We start from the raw sequence: 16,165 nt of genomic DNA on the forward strand, positions 1-16,165 counted from the left end.
CACGGGAATGGGATTCAGCCGAGGCGTGCGGATGGGCGTCGACGTGGGCAACGCCCGCGTCGGCCTGGCGCTGTCCGATCCGGACGGCATCCTCGCGACCCCGTTGAAGACCCTCAAGCGCAACCTCAACACGGATTCCGATCGGCGGGTACTGCGCCGCCTGCTGGAGATCCACGAGGTCGCCGAGGTCTACGTCGGGCTGCCCCGCACCCTGTCAGGGGGCTCCTCGGCCTCCACCCAGATGGCCGAGGACTACGCCTCCGGCCTGGTGGCGGAGCTTGCCGCCGAGGGACGCGAGATCCCCGTCTGGTTGGTCGATGAGCGGCTGAGCACCGTCTCGGCCCAGCGGTCCCTGCACGAGGCGGGGGTCTCCTCCCGCCGGTTCAAGACGATGGTGGACCAGGTCGCGGCCGTGGCCATCCTGCAGCAGAGCCTGGACGCCCTGAAGGCCGATCGCGCCGTGGCCGGGTATCGTGTGGAAGCGCCCACCGTGCCGCGCGAGGACGCCCGGTCCCAGCACCTCGATCCGACCTCGGAGCCGAGGCCCGAGCAGAACGGAGATCCCGCGTGAGCGACGACTCGACACGCCGACGCCCCACCTCGTCCGAGGACGAGGCCGGGTTGCACGACATCCTCGCGCCCAGCGACGCGGACCGACGCGATGGGGTCCTCGGGCTGCGGGTGGAGGACGAGGACATCACTCCGGAGCAGGCCCGGCGACGCCGGAAACGGCGCCAGCAGTCCCTGGTGGCCGCGGTGCTGGTCTTCGTCCTGGCCCTGGTGGTCTCCGGGGCGATCGTGGGGCCCAAGCTCGGATTGTTCCAGGCCAAGGACTACGACGGGGACGGCAACGGCACGGCCGTGACCTTCACCGTCAGCTCCGGGGAGACCAACCAGCAGATCGCCCAGGGCCTGGAGGACAAGGGCGTGGTGGCCGACGCGGGCCGCTTCGTGGACGTCTACGAGGAGAAGTCCGACGGCTCCTTCATCCAGCCCGGCACCTTCCAGCTGCAGGAGCGGATGAGCTCCGAGGCCGCCGTGGACGCCCTGCTGGGCACCGGTGAGGAAGCGGTGCACTACGTCGCGATCAACCAGACCCTGCGCAAGGACGAGGCCTTCAAGGCCCTCGCCGACGGCACCGGCATCCCCGTCTCGGAATTCGAGCAACTGGACAAGGACCCGGCGAAGTTCGGCATCCCCTCGCAGTTCCCCTCCCTCGAGGGCTACCTGCACCCGGGGGAGTATCGCTTCAAGACCGACGCGACCGCCGAGGACATCATCCGCGAGATGGTGGATAAGACCAAAGCGGATCTGAAGAGCGCCGGGGTCACCGGGGACCAGCACACCTTCGACGTGCTGACCATCGCCTCGATCCTCGAGTTCGAGGCCACCCCGCAGGACTACCGCGCCGTGGCCGGGGCGATCCACAACCGCATCGACAACCCCGGCGGGGAGACCAACGGGTACCTGCAGTCCGACGCGACCGTGGCCTACGGGCTGGGGGAGAAGACCTACCAGATCACCGCGGAGCAGAAGCAGGACGCCTCCAACAAGTACAACACCTTCGCCAACAAGGGCCTGCCCGAGGGGCCCATCGGCTCGCCGGGACTGAAGGCCATCCAGGCCGCGCAGAACCCCCAGAAGAACGACTACTACTACTGGGTCACGGTCAACCTGGACACCGGCGAGACCAAGTTCGCCAAGACCTACGCGGAGCATCAGAAGAACGTGGAGGAGTACCAGAGCTGGTGCTCGGATCACGAGGGCAAGTGCTCGTGAGCCCGGAGCCCCCGAAGGAACCGGACCCAGCCGCATGGGCGGCGGTGCTGGGCAGTCCGGTCGGGCACAGCCTCTCCCCGGACCTGCATGCGGCCGCCTACCGCGAGCTCGGCGCAGCCGTGCGGTACCGGCGTCTCGAGACGCCTCGGTCCGAGCTGGGGGCCCGGCTGGCCGCCGCGGCCGAGCCCGGCTGGCGCGGCTACTCCGTGACCATGCCCCTGAAGGCCGATGCGGCCCGGGCGGTCTCCGCGCTGACCCCGTTCGCCCGCGCCGTCGGGGTGGTCAACACGGTCGCGGCCGCGTCGCGGGGCGCCGACGGGGCGGCCCGGGGCCTGCTCGGGCACAACACCGACGTCGCCGGCATCGTCAACGCCCTGCGCGACCTCGGGCCCGCTGACCCGGAACCGGTCGCCCCCGCGGCCGTCATCGGCGGCGGCGGGACCGCGACGGCCGCCGCGGCCGCGCTGCGGCTGATGGGCTGGGAGGAGACCTTCGTGTACGTGCGCGACGCCTCCCGCACCCGCGAGCTGCGCGCGGCGGCCGAGCGGCTCGGGCTGCGGCTGCGGATGCGTCCCCTGGAAGACTGCCCGGCGGAGCTGGACGGGATCGGCACGGCCGTGTGCACCCTGCCGGCCCGCGCCTTCGACCCGCACGCCCGGCGGCTGAGCGGGGACCTGTCCGGGCTGCGCCTGCTGGACGTCTCCTACGATCCCTGGCCCTCCGTCCTGGCCGAGCGCGCGCAGCAGCGGGGGGCGCGGGTGGCCTCCGGGGCGCACATGCTGCTGCACCAGGCGGTGGACCAGGTCAAGCTGTTCCTCGGCCTGCCCCTGGACCGCCCGCTTCCGCACCAGCAGACCGTCCTGGAGGCCATGGCTGCGGCGATCGGGCTGCCCGCTCCCGTCCGGGAGCCCGTGCCGGTGCATACTCTGGATGGGCTGACCGAGACCGCGCCCTCCGAGGACGGGTGAGCGCCGCACCGAGAGGACCCGCACCGGCAGGCGCTTGCGGCCGGAGCCCGCGCCCGCGGAGAATGGGACGACCCCCGATGACGCCGCCCGGCACCGTGCCCCATGCACGGCCGGGCGGGTTCGCCGAGACGAGACGAAGGAACGTGACCAGGTGACCCTACGCTGGCTGACCGCAGGAGAATCCCACGGCGAGGCGCTCGTCGGCATCATCGAGGGGGTGCCCGCCGGCGTGGAGCTGACCACCGGGCAGCTGCGCGAGGCCTTGGCCCGGCGCCGTCTGGGCTACGGGCGCGGGGCGCGGATGAAGTTCGAGGAGGACCGGGTCCGCATCCTCGGCGGCGTGCGCCATGGGCTGACCCAGGGCGGGCCCGTGGCCGTGGAAATCGCCAACACTGAGTGGCCCAAGTGGACCGAGGTCATGTCCGCGGACCCCGTTAACCCGGCGGTGCTGGAGGGCAGGGCCCGCAACGCGCCCCTGACCCGTCCCCGGCCCGGCCACGCCGATCTCACCGGCATGCAGAAATACGGCTTCGACGAGGCCCGCCCGGTGCTGGAGCGGGCCTCCGCGCGCGAGACCGCGACCCGCGTGGCCCTGGGCGTGGTCGCCGCGCAGATCCTGGACAGCCTCGGCGCGCAGCTGGTCAGCCACACCGTCGCCCTGGGCGGGGTGAGTCTGCCGGAGGGCCACCCGGCCCCGGTGCCGGCGGACACGCCGACCCTGGACGCGGATCCCCTGCGCTGTGCCGACCCGCAGACCTCCGAGGCGATGGTCCGGGAGGTCGACGCCGCGCACAAGGACGGGGAGACCCTCGGCGGCATCGTCGAGGTCCTGGCCTACGGGCTGGTGCCCGGGCTGGGCTCCTACGTGCACTGGGACCGGCGCCTGGACGCGCGCCTGGCCGGAGCGCTGATGGGCATCCAGGCGATCAAGGGGGTCGAGGTCGGCGACGGCTTCCGCACCGCCGCCCGGCGCGGCTCCGCCGCCCACGACGAGATCGTCCCGGACGCCGAGGGCGCCGCGCACCGGACCTCCAACCGGGCCGGGGGCATCGAAGGCGGGATGAGCATCGGGGACGTGCTGCGGGTGCGCGCGGCGATGAAGCCGATCGCGACCGTGCCCAAGGCCCTGCGCACCGTGGACACCACCACGGGCGAACCCACCCGGGCCCACCACCAGCGCTCCGACGTCGCCGCCGTGCCGGCCGCCGGGGTCGTCGCGGAGGCCATGACCGCCCTGGTGCTGGCCGACGCGTACCTGGAGAAGTTCGGCGGGGACTCCATCGCGGAGACCGCGTGCAACAAGGACGCCTACCTGGCAGCGATCCCGGCCTCCCTGCGCACCGTGGGCGACGGGCGGGACCCCCGCGCATGAGCGAGGTCCCGACCGCACCCGACGCCGCCGTGCACCCCCGGCCCGTCGTGCTGATCGGGCCGATGGCCGCCGGCAAATCCGCCGTCGGACAGACGCTGCGCACCCGCCACGGCTACCGGCTCATCGACTCCGACGCGCGCATCGTCGCCGCCCAGGGCACGATCCCGGAGATCTTCGCCCACCACGACGAGGCCCACTTCCGGCGCCTGGAGGCCGCCGCGATCGGCGAGATCCTCGCGGATCCCGACAGCGTCGGCGCGATCGTCTCCGTGGGCGGGGGCGCGCCGATGACCCCGGCGGTGGCCCGCCTGCTGGCCGAGACCACCGTGGTCTACCTGCTGGTGGACGAGCAGACCGTCGCGGAGCGGATCCGGACGGAGGGGGACCGGCCGCTGCTGGCCGGACACCCCCTGCAGCGCTGGCGGCAGATGTACGCCCAGCGCCACGCGACCTACGAGCGGCTGGCGGACCTGGTCGTGGACGCCCGCGGGCACCGGGACCTGGTCACCCTGGCCGATGAGATCCACGAGCACCTGGCCCGCGCGGCCGGGAAGGAGCAGCGATGAGCAGCCAGCCCAGCGGCGAACCCGAGCCGATCACCCGGATCCCCGTGACCGGTCAGCGTCCCGGCGAGAGCTACGAGGTGCTCATCGGCCATGACCTGCTGCGCGAGCTGCCCGGGATCCTGGGCCCCCGGGTGCGCCGGGCCCTGATCGTGCACCCGCGGGCCCTGCGCTCCACCGGCGAGCTGGTCATGAGCGATCTGCGCGCCGCCGGATACGAGGCCTTCTCCGCGGAGATCCCCGACGCCGAGGAGGGCAAGCACGCGCAGGTCGCGGCCTTCTGCTGGCAGGTGCTCGGGCAGAACGACTTCACCCGCTCCGACGTCGTGATCTCGGTGGGCGGGGGAGCGGTCTCCGACCTCGCCGGCTTCGTCGCCGCGACCTGGCTGCGCGGGGTGCGGGTCGTGCACCTGCCCACGACGCTGCTGGGCATGGTCGACGCCGCGGTGGGCGGGAAGACCGGGATCAACACCGCCGAGGGTAAGAACCTCGTCGGGGCCTTCCATCCGCCGGCGGCCGTGCTGTGCGACCTGGGCACCCTGCGCACCCTGCCCGTCAACGAGCTGCTCACCGGGCTGGCCGAGGTCGTCAAGTGCGGGTTCATCGCCGACCCGAAGATCCTCGAGCTCCTGGAGGCCCACCCGCAGCAGCTGCGCGACTCCCAGTCCGCGGTGATCCGGGAGCTGATCGAGCGGGCCGTGCGGGTCAAAGCCGAGATCGTCTCCGAGGACCTGCGCGAGACCGGGCGGCGGGAGTTCCTCAACTACGGCCACACGCTGGGGCACGCGATCGAGCTGGCCGAGCGGTATCAGTGGCGCCACGGGGCGGCGGTCGCGGTGGGCATGGTCTTCGCCGCGGAGCTGTCCGCCGCGGCCGGCAGCCTGGACCCGGCCGTCGTGCAGCGCACCCGCGCGATCCTGGAATCCCTGGGCCTGCCCACCGGATACCGGGCGGATCGCTGGGCGCGGCTGCTGGAGGCCATGCACCGGGACAAGAAGACCCGCGGCAATCTGCTGCGCTTCGTCGTCCTCGACGGGATCGCCCGCCCGCGGATCATGGAGGTCCCGGACGAGACCCTGCTGTTCGCCACCTACCAGGAGATCGCCGAGGCCTGAGGAGGCCCCCGCCGACCGCGCCACGGGGGAAGCGGGCCGGGGAGGCGATACAATGGCACCTGATCCGCCGCCGCACGGATGCGCCCTCCCGCGCGTCCCCGGATGCGGCGAGAGCAGTACGAACCGAGAAGGAGTGTCCGTGGCAACGACCAACGACATCAAGAACGGGACCATCCTCAACCTGGACGGGAACCTCTGGGGCGTCATCGAGTTCCAGCACGTCAAGCCGGGCAAGGGCGGGGCGTTCGTGCGCACCAAGCTGCGCAACGTCAACACGGGCAAGGTCGTGGACAAGACCTTCAACGCCGGCGCCAAGGTGGACGTCACCACGGTGGACCGCTCCGAGTACCAGTACCTGTACCAGGACGGCGAGGACTACGTCTTCATGGACAACAAGACCTACGACCAGGTCACCGTCCCCGCCGCCATCGTGGGCGATGCCGCGAACTACATGCTGGAGAACCAGAACGCCACGCTGGCCTTCCACGAGGGCACGCCGCTGTACATCGAGCTGCCGCCGTCGGTGGTCCTGGAGATCACCTACACCGAGCCCGGCCTGCAGGGCGACCGCTCCACCGGCGGCACCAAGCCCGCGACCCTGGAGACCGGCGCGCAGATCCAGGTGCCGCTGTTCGTGGAGCAGGGCACCCGCGTCAAGGTCGACACCCGCAGCGGCGACTACCTGGGCCGCGTCAACGAGTGAACTCCCGGACGAAGGCGCGCGTGCGCGCCCTGGAAGTGCTGTTCGAAGCCGATTCGCGCGGCGAGGACACCCTCGAGGTGCTGCGTCGGCGCCGCGCCCACACCTCGGCCCTGATCTCCGACTACTCCGAGCGGATCGTGCGCGGGGTCCTCGAGCACGACGAGGAGATCGCCGAGGCCCTGGAGACCTACTCCAAGGGCTGGACGCTGGACCGGATGCCGGCCGTGGACCGGGCGATTCTGCGCATCGGGGCCTGGGAGCTGCTGTACAACGACGACGTCCCCGACGCCGTCGCCGTCTCCGAGGCGGCGGGCCTGGCCCGCACCCACTCCACGGATGACTCCCCGCGGTTCGTCAACGGGCTGCTGGGCCGGCTGCAGAAGGTCAAGCCGACCCTGCTGGCCTGAGCACCCGCCGAGGCCGCCCGGACCGATCGCGTCCGGGCGGCCTCGGCGCGTCCAGGCTCCTGTGGTAGGTTCGAGCCCAGCAGAGCACCCTTTAAGCTCCCGTCCGGTGAGGCGGGGAAGGAGGCGGACGCCATGACCGATCAGCAGAACCGAGAGGACCCCCCGAGGGTCTCGCCGCGAGCCCGGGTGATCCAGGACGCGGCCGACATCGACCGGGCCCTGACCCGGATCGCCCACGAGATCCTGGAGGCCAACAAGGGCGCCGAGGACCTCGTGCTGCTCGGCATCCCCCGCCGCGGGTATCCGCTGGCCCGGCGCCTGGCCGAGCGCCTGCACCGCATCGATCCCGCCTTCGACCCGGCCGCGGCCCTGGGGCAGCTGGACGTGACCATGTACCGGGATGACCTGCGCACCGGCACCTCCCGCACCCCCGAAGCCACCCGCCTGCCGGGCCTGGGGATCGACGGACGCCGCGTCGTTCTCGTGGATGACGTCCTGTACTCCGGGCGCACCGTGCGCGCCGCCTTGGACGCCCTGGCCGACTACGGCCGCCCCGCCCTGGTACGCCTGGCCGTGCTCGCCGACCGCGGCCACCGGCAACTGCCGATCCGCGCGGACCACGTGGGCAAGAACCTGCCCACCGCCGCCGCCGAATCCGTGCGGGTCTTCCTCGCCGAGACCGACGCCGCCCCCGCGCTGAGCGGGAAGGACGAGCGGGATCTCAGCGACTGCGTGCTGCTGGACCCGGCCCCGCCGCGCCCGGGCCCGCAGACGGCGCCGAGCGCGGGGGAGGCCCGGGCATGAGGCACCTGCTGGACACCCGCTCCCTGACCCGCGAGCAGGCCATCGCCCTGCTGGACACCGCGGACCGGATGGGGGAGGTCGGCTCCCGCGAGGTCAAGAAGCTGCCCGCCCTGCGCGGGCGCACCGTAGTCAACCTGTTCTTCGAGGACTCCACCCGCACCCGCATCTCCTTCGAGACCGCGGAGAAGCGGCTCTCCGCCGACGTCATCAACTTCGCGGCCAAGGGCTCCTCCGTGTCCAAGGGCGAATCCCTGAAGGACACGGCCCAGACCCTGGAGGCCATCAACGCCGACGCCGTCGTGATCCGCCATCCCGCCTCCGGCGCCCCGGCCCGCCTGGCGACCAGCGGGTGGATCCAGGCCCCGGTGGTCAACGCCGGGGACGGCACCCACGCCCACCCCACCCAGGCGCTGCTGGATGCGATGACCCTGCGCCAGCGTCGCGCCGAGCTGACCGGCACCGGCGCCCAGGGCACGGACCTGGCCGGGATGCGCATCGTGATCGTGGGCGACATCCTGCACTCCCGGGTGGCCCGCTCCGATGTGTGGCTGCTGAGCACCCTGGGCGCGCAGGTCACCCTCGTCGCCCCGCCGACCCTGCTGCCGGTGGGCATCGACGACTGGCCGGTGCGGGTCAGCTACGACCTCGACGAGGCCCTGGCCCAGGACCCGGACGCCGTGATGCTGCTGCGCATTCAGCGCGAGCGCATGCACGCGGCCTTCTTCCCCAGCTCCGAGGAGTACGCGAGGCTCTGGGGACTCAGCCCCGAGCGCCTGGCCGGCCTCAGCGCCCGCGGGGCGCAGACCGCGATCCTGCACCCGGGGCCGATGAATCGGGGCCTGGAGATCAGCGCCGACGCCGCGGACTCCCCGCGCTCCCTGGTCCTGCGCCAGGTGGCCAACGGGGTCTCCGTGCGCATGGCCGTGCTCTACCACCTGCTCACCGGCGCCCCGGACCCCGCCGGGGCCACCGGGGACCCGGAGGCCGATCGTGCCTGAGGGCACCGGAAAGGACACCATGACCGACGCCGCGATCCTCATCCGAGACGCCCGCCTGCTGGGCGAGCAGACCGTGGACGTGCTGGTGCGCGAGGGGCGCATCGCCGAGCTCGGCGAGAACCTGACCGCCCCCGAGTCCGCCCGGGTGATCGAGGCCGAGGGCCTCGTGCTGCTGCCCGGGCTGGTGGATGTGCACACCCACCTGCGCGAACCCGGCCGGGAGGACGCCGAGACCGTGCAGACCGGGACCCGGGCGGCCGCCGCCGGCGGCTACACCGCGGTCTGCGCGATGGCCAACTCCGATCCCGTCGCGGACACCGCCGGGGTCGTGGAGCAGGTCCAGCGGCTGGGCCAGGACGCCGGCTGGGTCGAGGTTCGACCGGTCGGGGCGGTGACCGTGGGTCTGCAGGGTGAGCGCCTGTCCGAGATCGGCGCGATGGCGGACTCCCGGGCGCAGGTGCGGATGTTCTCCGATGACGGCAGGTGCGTACACAACCCGGTGCTGATGCGCCGGGCCCTGGAGTATGTCAAGGCCTTCGACGGGGTGATCGCCCAGCACGCCCAGGAGCCGCTGCTGACCGACGGGGCCCAGATGAACGAGGGTGCGGTCTCCGCGGAGCTCGGCTTGGCCGGCTGGCCCGCGGTGGCCGAGGAGTCCATCATCGCCCGGGACGTGCTGCTCGCCCAGCACGTCGGCTCCCGGGTGCACATCTGCCACCTGTCCACCAAGGGCTCGGTGGAGATCGTGCGCTGGGCCAAGCAGCGCGGCATCGCCGTCACGGCCGAGGCCACCCCGCACCACCTGCTGCTCACCGACGAGCTGGCCCGCACCTACGACCCCGTGTACAAGGTCAACCCCCCGCTGCGCACTGCCGAGGACGTCCAGGCCCTGCGCGCGGCCGTGGCCGACGGGACCATCGACGTGATCGGCACCGACCATGCCCCGCACCCGGTGCAGGACAAGGAGTGCGAGTGGGCGTGTGCGGCGATGGGCATGACGGGTCTGGAGACCGCTCTGTCCGTGGTCCAGCAGACCCTGGTGGACACCGGGCTGATCACCTGGGCCGACGTCGCCCGCATCATGTCCGCCGACCCCGCGCGTATCGCCCGCATCCCGGGACAGGGCCGTCCGATCGCGGTGGGGGAGCCGGCCAACCTCGTGCTGGTGGACCCGCAGGCCCGGCGCATCGTCGTCCCGGAGGAGCACCAGAGCAAGGGCCGCAACTCGCCCTACCGCGGCCTGGAGCTGCCCGGGCGGGTCATGGCCACCGTCTGGGAGGGCCACCCGACCGTCCTGGACGGGCGCATGGCGACCCCCCGCACCCCGGAGGCTGAGGGGGCGCGCGCATGACCTTCCATCACCTGCTGACCCTGCTCTCCTCGTTGCTGCTGGCCGGGATCGTGCTCGGGCTGATCGGACTGGGCTGGCGCCACCGCCGGGACCGGCAGTCCGGGATCGCCCGGCCCGCCCCGGTGCCCGAGCGCCTCGACGGGGCGCAGGCCTCCTTCGCCTGCCCCGCCCAGTACGTCAGCACCACCCGCGCGGGGGACTGGTTGGATCGGATCGCGGTCCACGGGCTGGGCGCCCGCGCCGACGGGCAGGCCCTCGTCCTGACCGAGGGCCTGATCATCGTGCGCGACGGCGCCGAGGACCTGTGGGTGCCCGCCGAGGCGATCCGGGTGTTGCGCCGAGAATCCGGGATGGCCGGGAAGTTCGTGGAGAAGGACGGGCTGGCCGTGATCACCTGGGACCTGGGCGGACTGCTCGTGGACACCGGGCTGCGCACCCGCCGCGCCGCGGACACCCCCGCCCTGCTGCAGGCCCTGCGCGCCATCGCCCCGCACGCCGCGGACCGCCTGCCCGAGCCCGCCCCGCCGGCACCAGCCGCCCCCGCCGATCAGACCACCGCCGCGACCTCGAGGAAGTAGCACACACCATGACCACCCACGCCACCCCCGCCCCCACACCGGCGGTCCTCGTCCTGGAGGACGGCTCCGCCTGGGAGGGCAGCGCCTACGGCGCCGTCGGCTCCACCCTCGGCGAGGCGGTGTTCTCCACCGGCATGACCGGCTACCAGGAGACCCTCACCGACCCGTCCTACGCCGGGCAGATCGTCATCCAGACCGCCCCGCACATCGGCAACACGGGTGTCAACGACGAGGACGCCGAATCCCGGCGCATCTGGGTCGCCGGCTACGCGGTGCGCGAGGCCGCCCGCATCCCCTCGAACTGGCGCTCCCAGCGCAGCCTTGACGAGGAGCTCACGGCCCAGGGCATCGTCGGCATCCGCGGCATCGACACCCGCGCGCTGACCCGGCGGCTGCGCGAGGTCGGCGCGATGCGCGCCGGCATCTTCTCCGGAGACCAGGCCGATCGACCCCGCGCCGAGCTGCTGGCCGAGGTCCGGGACTCCGCCGGGATGCTCGGGCGCCGGCTGGCCGAGGAGGTCAGCATCGCCGAGGAGCAGATCGTCGAGCCCTCGGAGTGGGGCTGGGAGGGCGAGCCCCGGGGCACCGTGGTCGCGGTGGACCTGGGCGTCAAGTCCATGACCCCGCGCCGCTTCGCCGAGCGCGGGCTGCGCACCGTGATCGTCCCGGCCGACACCGGATTCCAGCGGATCCGCGAGCTCGGGGCGGACGGGGTGTTCTTCTCCAACGGCCCCGGGGACCCCGAGACCGCGGATGAGCAGGTCCAGCTGCTGCGCGAGGTGCTGCGGGCCAAGATCCCGTTCTTCGGGATCTGCTTCGGCAACCAGCTGCTGGGCCGGGCCCTGGGTTTCGGGACCTACAAGCTCCCCTTCGGCCACCGCGGGATCAACCAGCCCGTGCTGGACCGGGCCACCGGCACGGTGGAGATCACCGCCCAGAACCACGGCTTCGCGGTGGACGCCCCGCTGGATGGACCCGTCACCGCCCCGCAGGAGGAGTTCGGGCGGGTCGAGGTCTCCCACGTGTGCCTGAACGACGACGTCGTGGAGGGCCTGCGCTGCCTGGACCTGCCGGCCTTCTCCGTGCAGTACCACCCCGAGGCCGCCGCCGGACCGCACGACGCCGCCTACCTCTTCGACCGCTTCATCGACTCCCTCCCGGCCGCCGGATCCGCCGCCGCAACCGCGCAGAAAGCAGGAAAGTAACCCCATGCCCCGTCGCACCGATCTGCACTCCGTCCTGGTCATCGGCTCCGGTCCCATCGTCATCGGGCAGGCCGCGGAGTTCGACTACTCCGGCACGCAGGCCCTGCGCGTGCTCAAGGACGAGGGCATCCGCGTCATCCTGGTCAACTCCAACCCGGCCACGATCATGACCGACCCCGAGTTCGCCGACGCGACCTACATCGAGCCGATCACCCCGGAGACGGTCGAGAAGATCATCGCCAAGGAGCGCCCCGACGCGATCCTGCCGACCCTGGGCGGACAGACCGCCCTGAACACCGCGATCGCCCTGGACGAGCGCGGCGCGCTGGAGCGCTACGGCGTCGAGCTGATCGGGGCGAACATCGCCGCGATCAACCTCGGCGAGGACCGCGAGGCCTTCAAGGGCGTGGTCGAGCGCTGCGGGGCCGAATCCGCCCGCTCCGAGATCGTGCACTCGATGGACGAGGCCCTGGCCGCCGCCGAGCGGCTGGGCTACCCCATGGTCGTGCGGCCCTCCTTCACGATGGGCGGGCTGGGCTCCGGGATGGCCTACGACGAGGCCGACCTGCACCGGATCGCCGGGGCCGGGATCCAGTACAGCCCCACCAGCGAGGTGCTCCTGGAGGAGTCCATCCTCGGGTGGAAGGAGTACGAGCTGGAGATGATGCGCGACCGCAACGACAACGTCGTCGTGGTCTGCTCGATCGAGAACTTCGACCCCGTGGGGGTGCACACCGGGGACTCCATCACGGTCGCCCCGGCCCTGACGCTCACGGACCGGGAGTACCAGAAGATGCGCGACGTCGCGATCGCCGTGATCCGCGAGGTCGGGGTGGACACCGGCGGGTGCAACATCCAGTTCGCCGTGGATCCCGCCACCGGGCGCGTCGTCGTCATCGAGATGAACCCGCGGGTCTCCCGCTCCTCGGCCCTGGCCTCCAAGGCCACCGGCTTCCCGATCGCCAAGATCGCCACCAAGCTCTCCCTGGGCTACACCCTGGACGAGATCCCCAACGACATCACCCGCAAGACCCCGGCCTCCTTCGAGCCCACCCTGGACTACGTCGTGGTCAAGGTCCCGCGCTTCGCCTTCGAGAAGTTCCCGGCCGCGGACCCCACCCTGACCACCACCATGAAGTCCGTGGGCGAGGCCATGGCCCTGGGCCACAGCTTCACCGAGGCCCTGCAGAAGGCCATGCGCTCCCTCGAGCAGAAGGACGGCGCCTTCGACTTCGCCGCCGAGACCCCGGACCGGGACGCCCTGGACGAGCTCGTGGAGGCCACCCGCACCCCCACCACCCAGCGGATCCACCAGGTCCGCCGGGCCCTGGCCGCCGGGGCCGGCGTGGAGCGGATGTACGAGGCCACCGGCATCGACCCCTGGTTCCTGGATCAGCTGCAGCTGCTCAATGAGGTGGCCGAGCGGGTCCGGGCGGATCCGAACCTGACCCCGGACACCCTGCGCGAGGCCAAGCGCCACGGCTTCTCCGACGCCCAGATCGCCGCCATCGCCCACACCCGCGAGGACGTGGTCCGGGGGGTGCGCCACGCGCTGGGCATCCGCCCGGTGTTCAAGACCGTGGACACCTGCGCGGCCGAGTTCGAGGCCTTCACCCCGTACCACTACTCCGCCTACGACCAGGAGGACGAGGTCGCCCCGCACGAGGGGGAGTCCATCATGATCCTGGGCTCCGGGCCCAACCGGATCGGGCAGGGCATCGAGTTCGACTACTCCTGCGTGCACGCCTCGATGGTGCTGCGCGAGGCCGGCTACGAGACGGTCATGGTCAACTGCAACCCGGAGACCGTCTCCACCGACTACGACGTCTCCACCCGCCTGTACTTCGAGCCGCTGACCCTGGAGGACGTCCTGGAGGTCATCGAGGAGGAGCGGCGCACCGGCGGGCTGAAGGGCGTGTACGTGCAGCTGGGCGGGCAGACCCCGCTGAAGCTGGCCGCGCAGCTGCAGGAGGCCGGGGTGCCGATCCTCGGGACCACCCCCGAGGCCATCGACCTGGCCGAGGATCGCGGGGAGTTCGCCCAGGTCCTGGAGCGGGCCGGGCTGATCTCCCCGAAGAACGGCACCGCCTCCACCTTCGCCGAGGCCAAGCGCATCGCCGACGGCATCGGCTACCCGGTGCTGGTGCGTCCCTCCTACGTGCTCGGCGGGCGCGGCATGGAGATCGTCTACGACGAGGCGAGCCTGGCGGCCTACCTCGAGCACGCCACCGAGGTCTCCCCGTCCCAGCCGGCCCTGATCGACAAGTTCCTCGAGGATGCGATCGAGATCGACGTCGACGCCCTGTTCGACGGCACCGACCTGTACATGGGCGGGGTCATGGAGCACATCGAGGAGGCCGGCATCCACTCCGGGGACTCCGCGTGCACCCTGCCGCCGGTGACCCTCGGCCCGGACGTCATCGACCGGGTCTGCGCCGCGACCCGCGGGATCGCCGAGGGGGTCGGGGTGCGCGGACTGATCAACATCCAGTTCGCCGTGGCCTCGGACATCCTCTACGTCATCGAGGCCAATCCGCGCGCCTCGCGCACCGTGCCCTTCGTCTCCAAGGCCACCGGGGTGCAGCTGGCCAAGGCCGCCGCGCTGATCGGGGTGGGCCGGAGCATCCGCGAGCTGACCGAGCATGGCGTGCTGCCCTCGCACATGGACGGGGCCCGCATCCCGGAGGGCACGGCGATCGCCGTCAAGGAGGCCGTGCTGCCCTTCAGCCGCTTCCGCACCCCCGAGGGCGTGGTGGTGGACGCGCTGCTGTCCCCCGAGATGCGCTCCACCGGCGAGGTCATGGGCCTGGACCCCTACTTCGACACCGCCTTCGCCAAAGGCCAGGCCGCCGTGGGCAGCCCGCTGCCCACCGAGGGCCGGGTCTTCGTGTCCGTGGCCAACCGGGATAAGCGCTCCGCGGTCGTCTACGTGAAGATGCTCCAGGACCTCGGCTTCGAGATCGTCACGACCGGCGGCACGGCCCAGGTGCTGCGGCGCAACGGGATCCCCTGCACCGTCGTGCCCAAGCTCGGCGACGTCGCCGAGGGGGAGCGCTCCGTGGTGGACATGATCCGCGAGGGGCAGATCGACCTGATCTTCAACACCCCCTCCGGCGGCTCGGCCCGCGGGGACGGCTACGAGATCCGCGCGGCGGCGACCTCGGTCGGGGTCCCGCTGATGACGACGCTGTCCCAGTTCGGGGCCTCCATCCAGTCCATCGCGGCCCAGCGGGAGCACTCCTGGGACGTGCTGAGCCTGCAGGAGCACGAGGCCACCCTGGCCCAGCGGGCCCAGGAGGCCCCGGCAGCTGAGGGGGACCGGGCGTGAGCGCGGCCCCGGTGACGGCCCGGAGCCCGCGCGGCGAGGCCGGTGACCGGCTGGTGCGGGCCATGGCCGAGCACGGCCCCCTGTGCGTGGGCATCGACCCCCACCCGGGGCTGCTGCGCGACTGGGGGCTGGCCGATGACGCCGACGGGGCCCGGACCTTCGGCCTGCGCGTGGTGGAGGCCGCCGCGGGGGCCGCGGCCGTCGTGAAGCCGCAGGTCGCCCTGTTCGAGCGCCACGGCGCGGCGGGCCTGGCCGCCCTCGAGCAGGTGCTCACCGCCGCCGCCGATGGCGGTCTGGAGGTCATCGCCGACGCCAAGCGCGGGGACATCGGCTCGACCATGGCCGCCTACGCCGACGCCTGGCTGCGCGAGGGCTCCCCGCTGGCCGCCGACTGGGTCACGCTCAGCCCCTACCTGGGCTTCGGCTCCCTGGACCCGGCCCTGGAGCTGGCCGCCGAAACCGGGCGCGGCGCCTTCGTCCTGGCCCTGACCTCCAACCCGGAGGGCGCCTCGGTGCAGCACGTCGGCGGCCCCGAGGCCTCGGTGGCTCGGGGGATCGTGGCCGCAGCCCACCGGCTCAACGACCGCCTGCGCGAGGCCGGCCCCGAGGGCACCGGCGGGTGGGAGCTGGCCGGCCCGTGCGGCCTGGTCGTGGGGGCCACCGTCGGTGCGGCGCTGACCCGCCTGGGCATCGACTTAGCGGACTTCCCCGGCCCGATCCTCGCCCCCGGCTACGGGGCGCAGGGCGCCACCGAGGAGGATCTCGCCCGCGTGTTCGCCGGGACCGATCGGCGCCTGGTCGTCTCCTCCTCACGGGCGATCTTGCGCCACGGACCGGAGGTCGCGGCGCTGCGCAGGGAGATCCTCGGGACCAACCGGCGGCTGGCCGCGGGACTGGCACCCTCCTGAGCCGAGGACGGGTGCGGGTCCGGCCGGGGTCCGCTGCGTCACGATTGGTCGCCGCGGGCCCTTTTTCGGTAATTTGATCTGCGTAC

The 16,165-nt window shown here is 72.5% G+C and carries 15 protein-coding genes; all 15 read left to right on the forward strand.

Going from position 1 to position 16,165, the window contains the following annotated elements:
* The first annotated feature begins 7 nt into the window (after positions 1-7).
* The gene (gene ruvX / locus I6G21_RS08920; protein WP_058731430.1) at positions 8-571 is read left to right on the forward strand and encodes a Holliday junction resolvase RuvX; all 564 of its coding nucleotides are present in this window, start codon (positions 8-10) and stop codon (positions 569-571) included.
* A complete protein-coding gene (gene mltG / locus I6G21_RS08925; protein ID WP_129357527.1) occupies positions 568-1,779 on the forward strand; it encodes an endolytic transglycosylase MltG in 1,212 nt (403 codons plus the stop codon). The genes ruvX and mltG overlap by 4 nt, the downstream gene beginning before the upstream one ends.
* Complete coding sequence (locus I6G21_RS08930; protein ID WP_064725379.1) at positions 1,776-2,747, forward strand: shikimate dehydrogenase family protein; 972 nt, start codon at positions 1,776-1,778, stop codon at positions 2,745-2,747. Before mltG ends, I6G21_RS08930 begins: the two co-directional genes overlap by 4 nt.
* A gap of 151 nt (positions 2,748-2,898) precedes the next feature.
* The gene (gene aroC, locus I6G21_RS08935) at positions 2,899-4,119 is read left to right on the forward strand and encodes a chorismate synthase (protein ID WP_100463636.1); all 1,221 of its coding nucleotides are present in this window, start codon (positions 2,899-2,901) and stop codon (positions 4,117-4,119) included.
* The gene (locus tag I6G21_RS08940; protein ID WP_129357526.1) at positions 4,116-4,685 is read left to right on the forward strand and encodes a shikimate kinase; all 570 of its coding nucleotides are present in this window, start codon (positions 4,116-4,118) and stop codon (positions 4,683-4,685) included. The genes aroC and I6G21_RS08940 overlap by 4 nt, the downstream gene beginning before the upstream one ends.
* Complete coding sequence (gene aroB / locus I6G21_RS08945; protein WP_058731425.1) at positions 4,682-5,797, forward strand: 3-dehydroquinate synthase; 1,116 nt, start codon at positions 4,682-4,684, stop codon at positions 5,795-5,797. Before I6G21_RS08940 ends, aroB begins: the two co-directional genes overlap by 4 nt.
* A gap of 139 nt (positions 5,798-5,936) precedes the next feature.
* Positions 5,937-6,500 (forward strand): elongation factor P, encoded by a 564-nt coding sequence (gene efp, locus I6G21_RS08950; RefSeq protein ID WP_129357525.1) that lies wholly within the window; start codon positions 5,937-5,939, stop codon positions 6,498-6,500.
* Entirely contained in the window at positions 6,497-6,907 is a 411-nt protein-coding gene (nusB, locus tag I6G21_RS08955; RefSeq protein ID WP_058731423.1) for a transcription antitermination factor NusB, read from the forward strand. Before efp ends, nusB begins: the two co-directional genes overlap by 4 nt.
* Positions 6,908-7,039: 132 nt before the next feature.
* Positions 7,040-7,711: a bifunctional pyr operon transcriptional regulator/uracil phosphoribosyltransferase PyrR gene (gene pyrR, locus I6G21_RS08960; protein ID WP_129357524.1), complete on the forward strand. Its 672-nt coding sequence runs from the start codon at positions 7,040-7,042 to the stop codon at positions 7,709-7,711.
* Positions 7,708-8,709 (forward strand): aspartate carbamoyltransferase catalytic subunit, encoded by a 1,002-nt coding sequence (locus tag I6G21_RS08965; RefSeq protein WP_061225531.1) that lies wholly within the window; start codon positions 7,708-7,710, stop codon positions 8,707-8,709. The genes pyrR and I6G21_RS08965 overlap by 4 nt, the downstream gene beginning before the upstream one ends.
* A gap of 19 nt (positions 8,710-8,728) precedes the next feature.
* Complete coding sequence (locus I6G21_RS08970) at positions 8,729-10,060, forward strand: dihydroorotase (protein ID WP_058731420.1); 1,332 nt, start codon at positions 8,729-8,731, stop codon at positions 10,058-10,060.
* Positions 10,057-10,638 (forward strand): PH-like domain-containing protein, encoded by a 582-nt coding sequence (locus I6G21_RS08975; protein WP_064725354.1) that lies wholly within the window; start codon positions 10,057-10,059, stop codon positions 10,636-10,638. Before I6G21_RS08970 ends, I6G21_RS08975 begins: the two co-directional genes overlap by 4 nt.
* A gap of 8 nt (positions 10,639-10,646) precedes the next feature.
* Positions 10,647-11,843 carry a glutamine-hydrolyzing carbamoyl-phosphate synthase small subunit gene (carA, locus tag I6G21_RS08980; protein ID WP_129357523.1) on the forward strand — a complete coding sequence of 399 codons (1,197 nt, stop codon included), beginning with the start codon at positions 10,647-10,649 and terminating at the stop codon, positions 11,841-11,843.
* Positions 11,844-11,847: 4 nt separating this feature from the next.
* Positions 11,848-15,171 carry a carbamoyl-phosphate synthase large subunit gene (gene carB / locus I6G21_RS08985; RefSeq protein ID WP_129357522.1) on the forward strand — a complete coding sequence of 1,108 codons (3,324 nt, stop codon included), beginning with the start codon at positions 11,848-11,850 and terminating at the stop codon, positions 15,169-15,171.
* Positions 15,168-16,079 (forward strand): orotidine-5'-phosphate decarboxylase, encoded by a 912-nt coding sequence (gene pyrF / locus I6G21_RS08990; RefSeq protein WP_269148337.1) that lies wholly within the window; start codon positions 15,168-15,170, stop codon positions 16,077-16,079. The genes carB and pyrF overlap by 4 nt, the downstream gene beginning before the upstream one ends.
* The last annotated feature ends 86 nt before the right edge of the window (positions 16,080-16,165 follow it).

Source organism: Rothia kristinae, from assembly GCF_016028855.1.
Taxonomy (GTDB): Bacteria; Actinomycetota; Actinomycetes; order Actinomycetales; family Micrococcaceae; genus Rothia; species Rothia kristinae.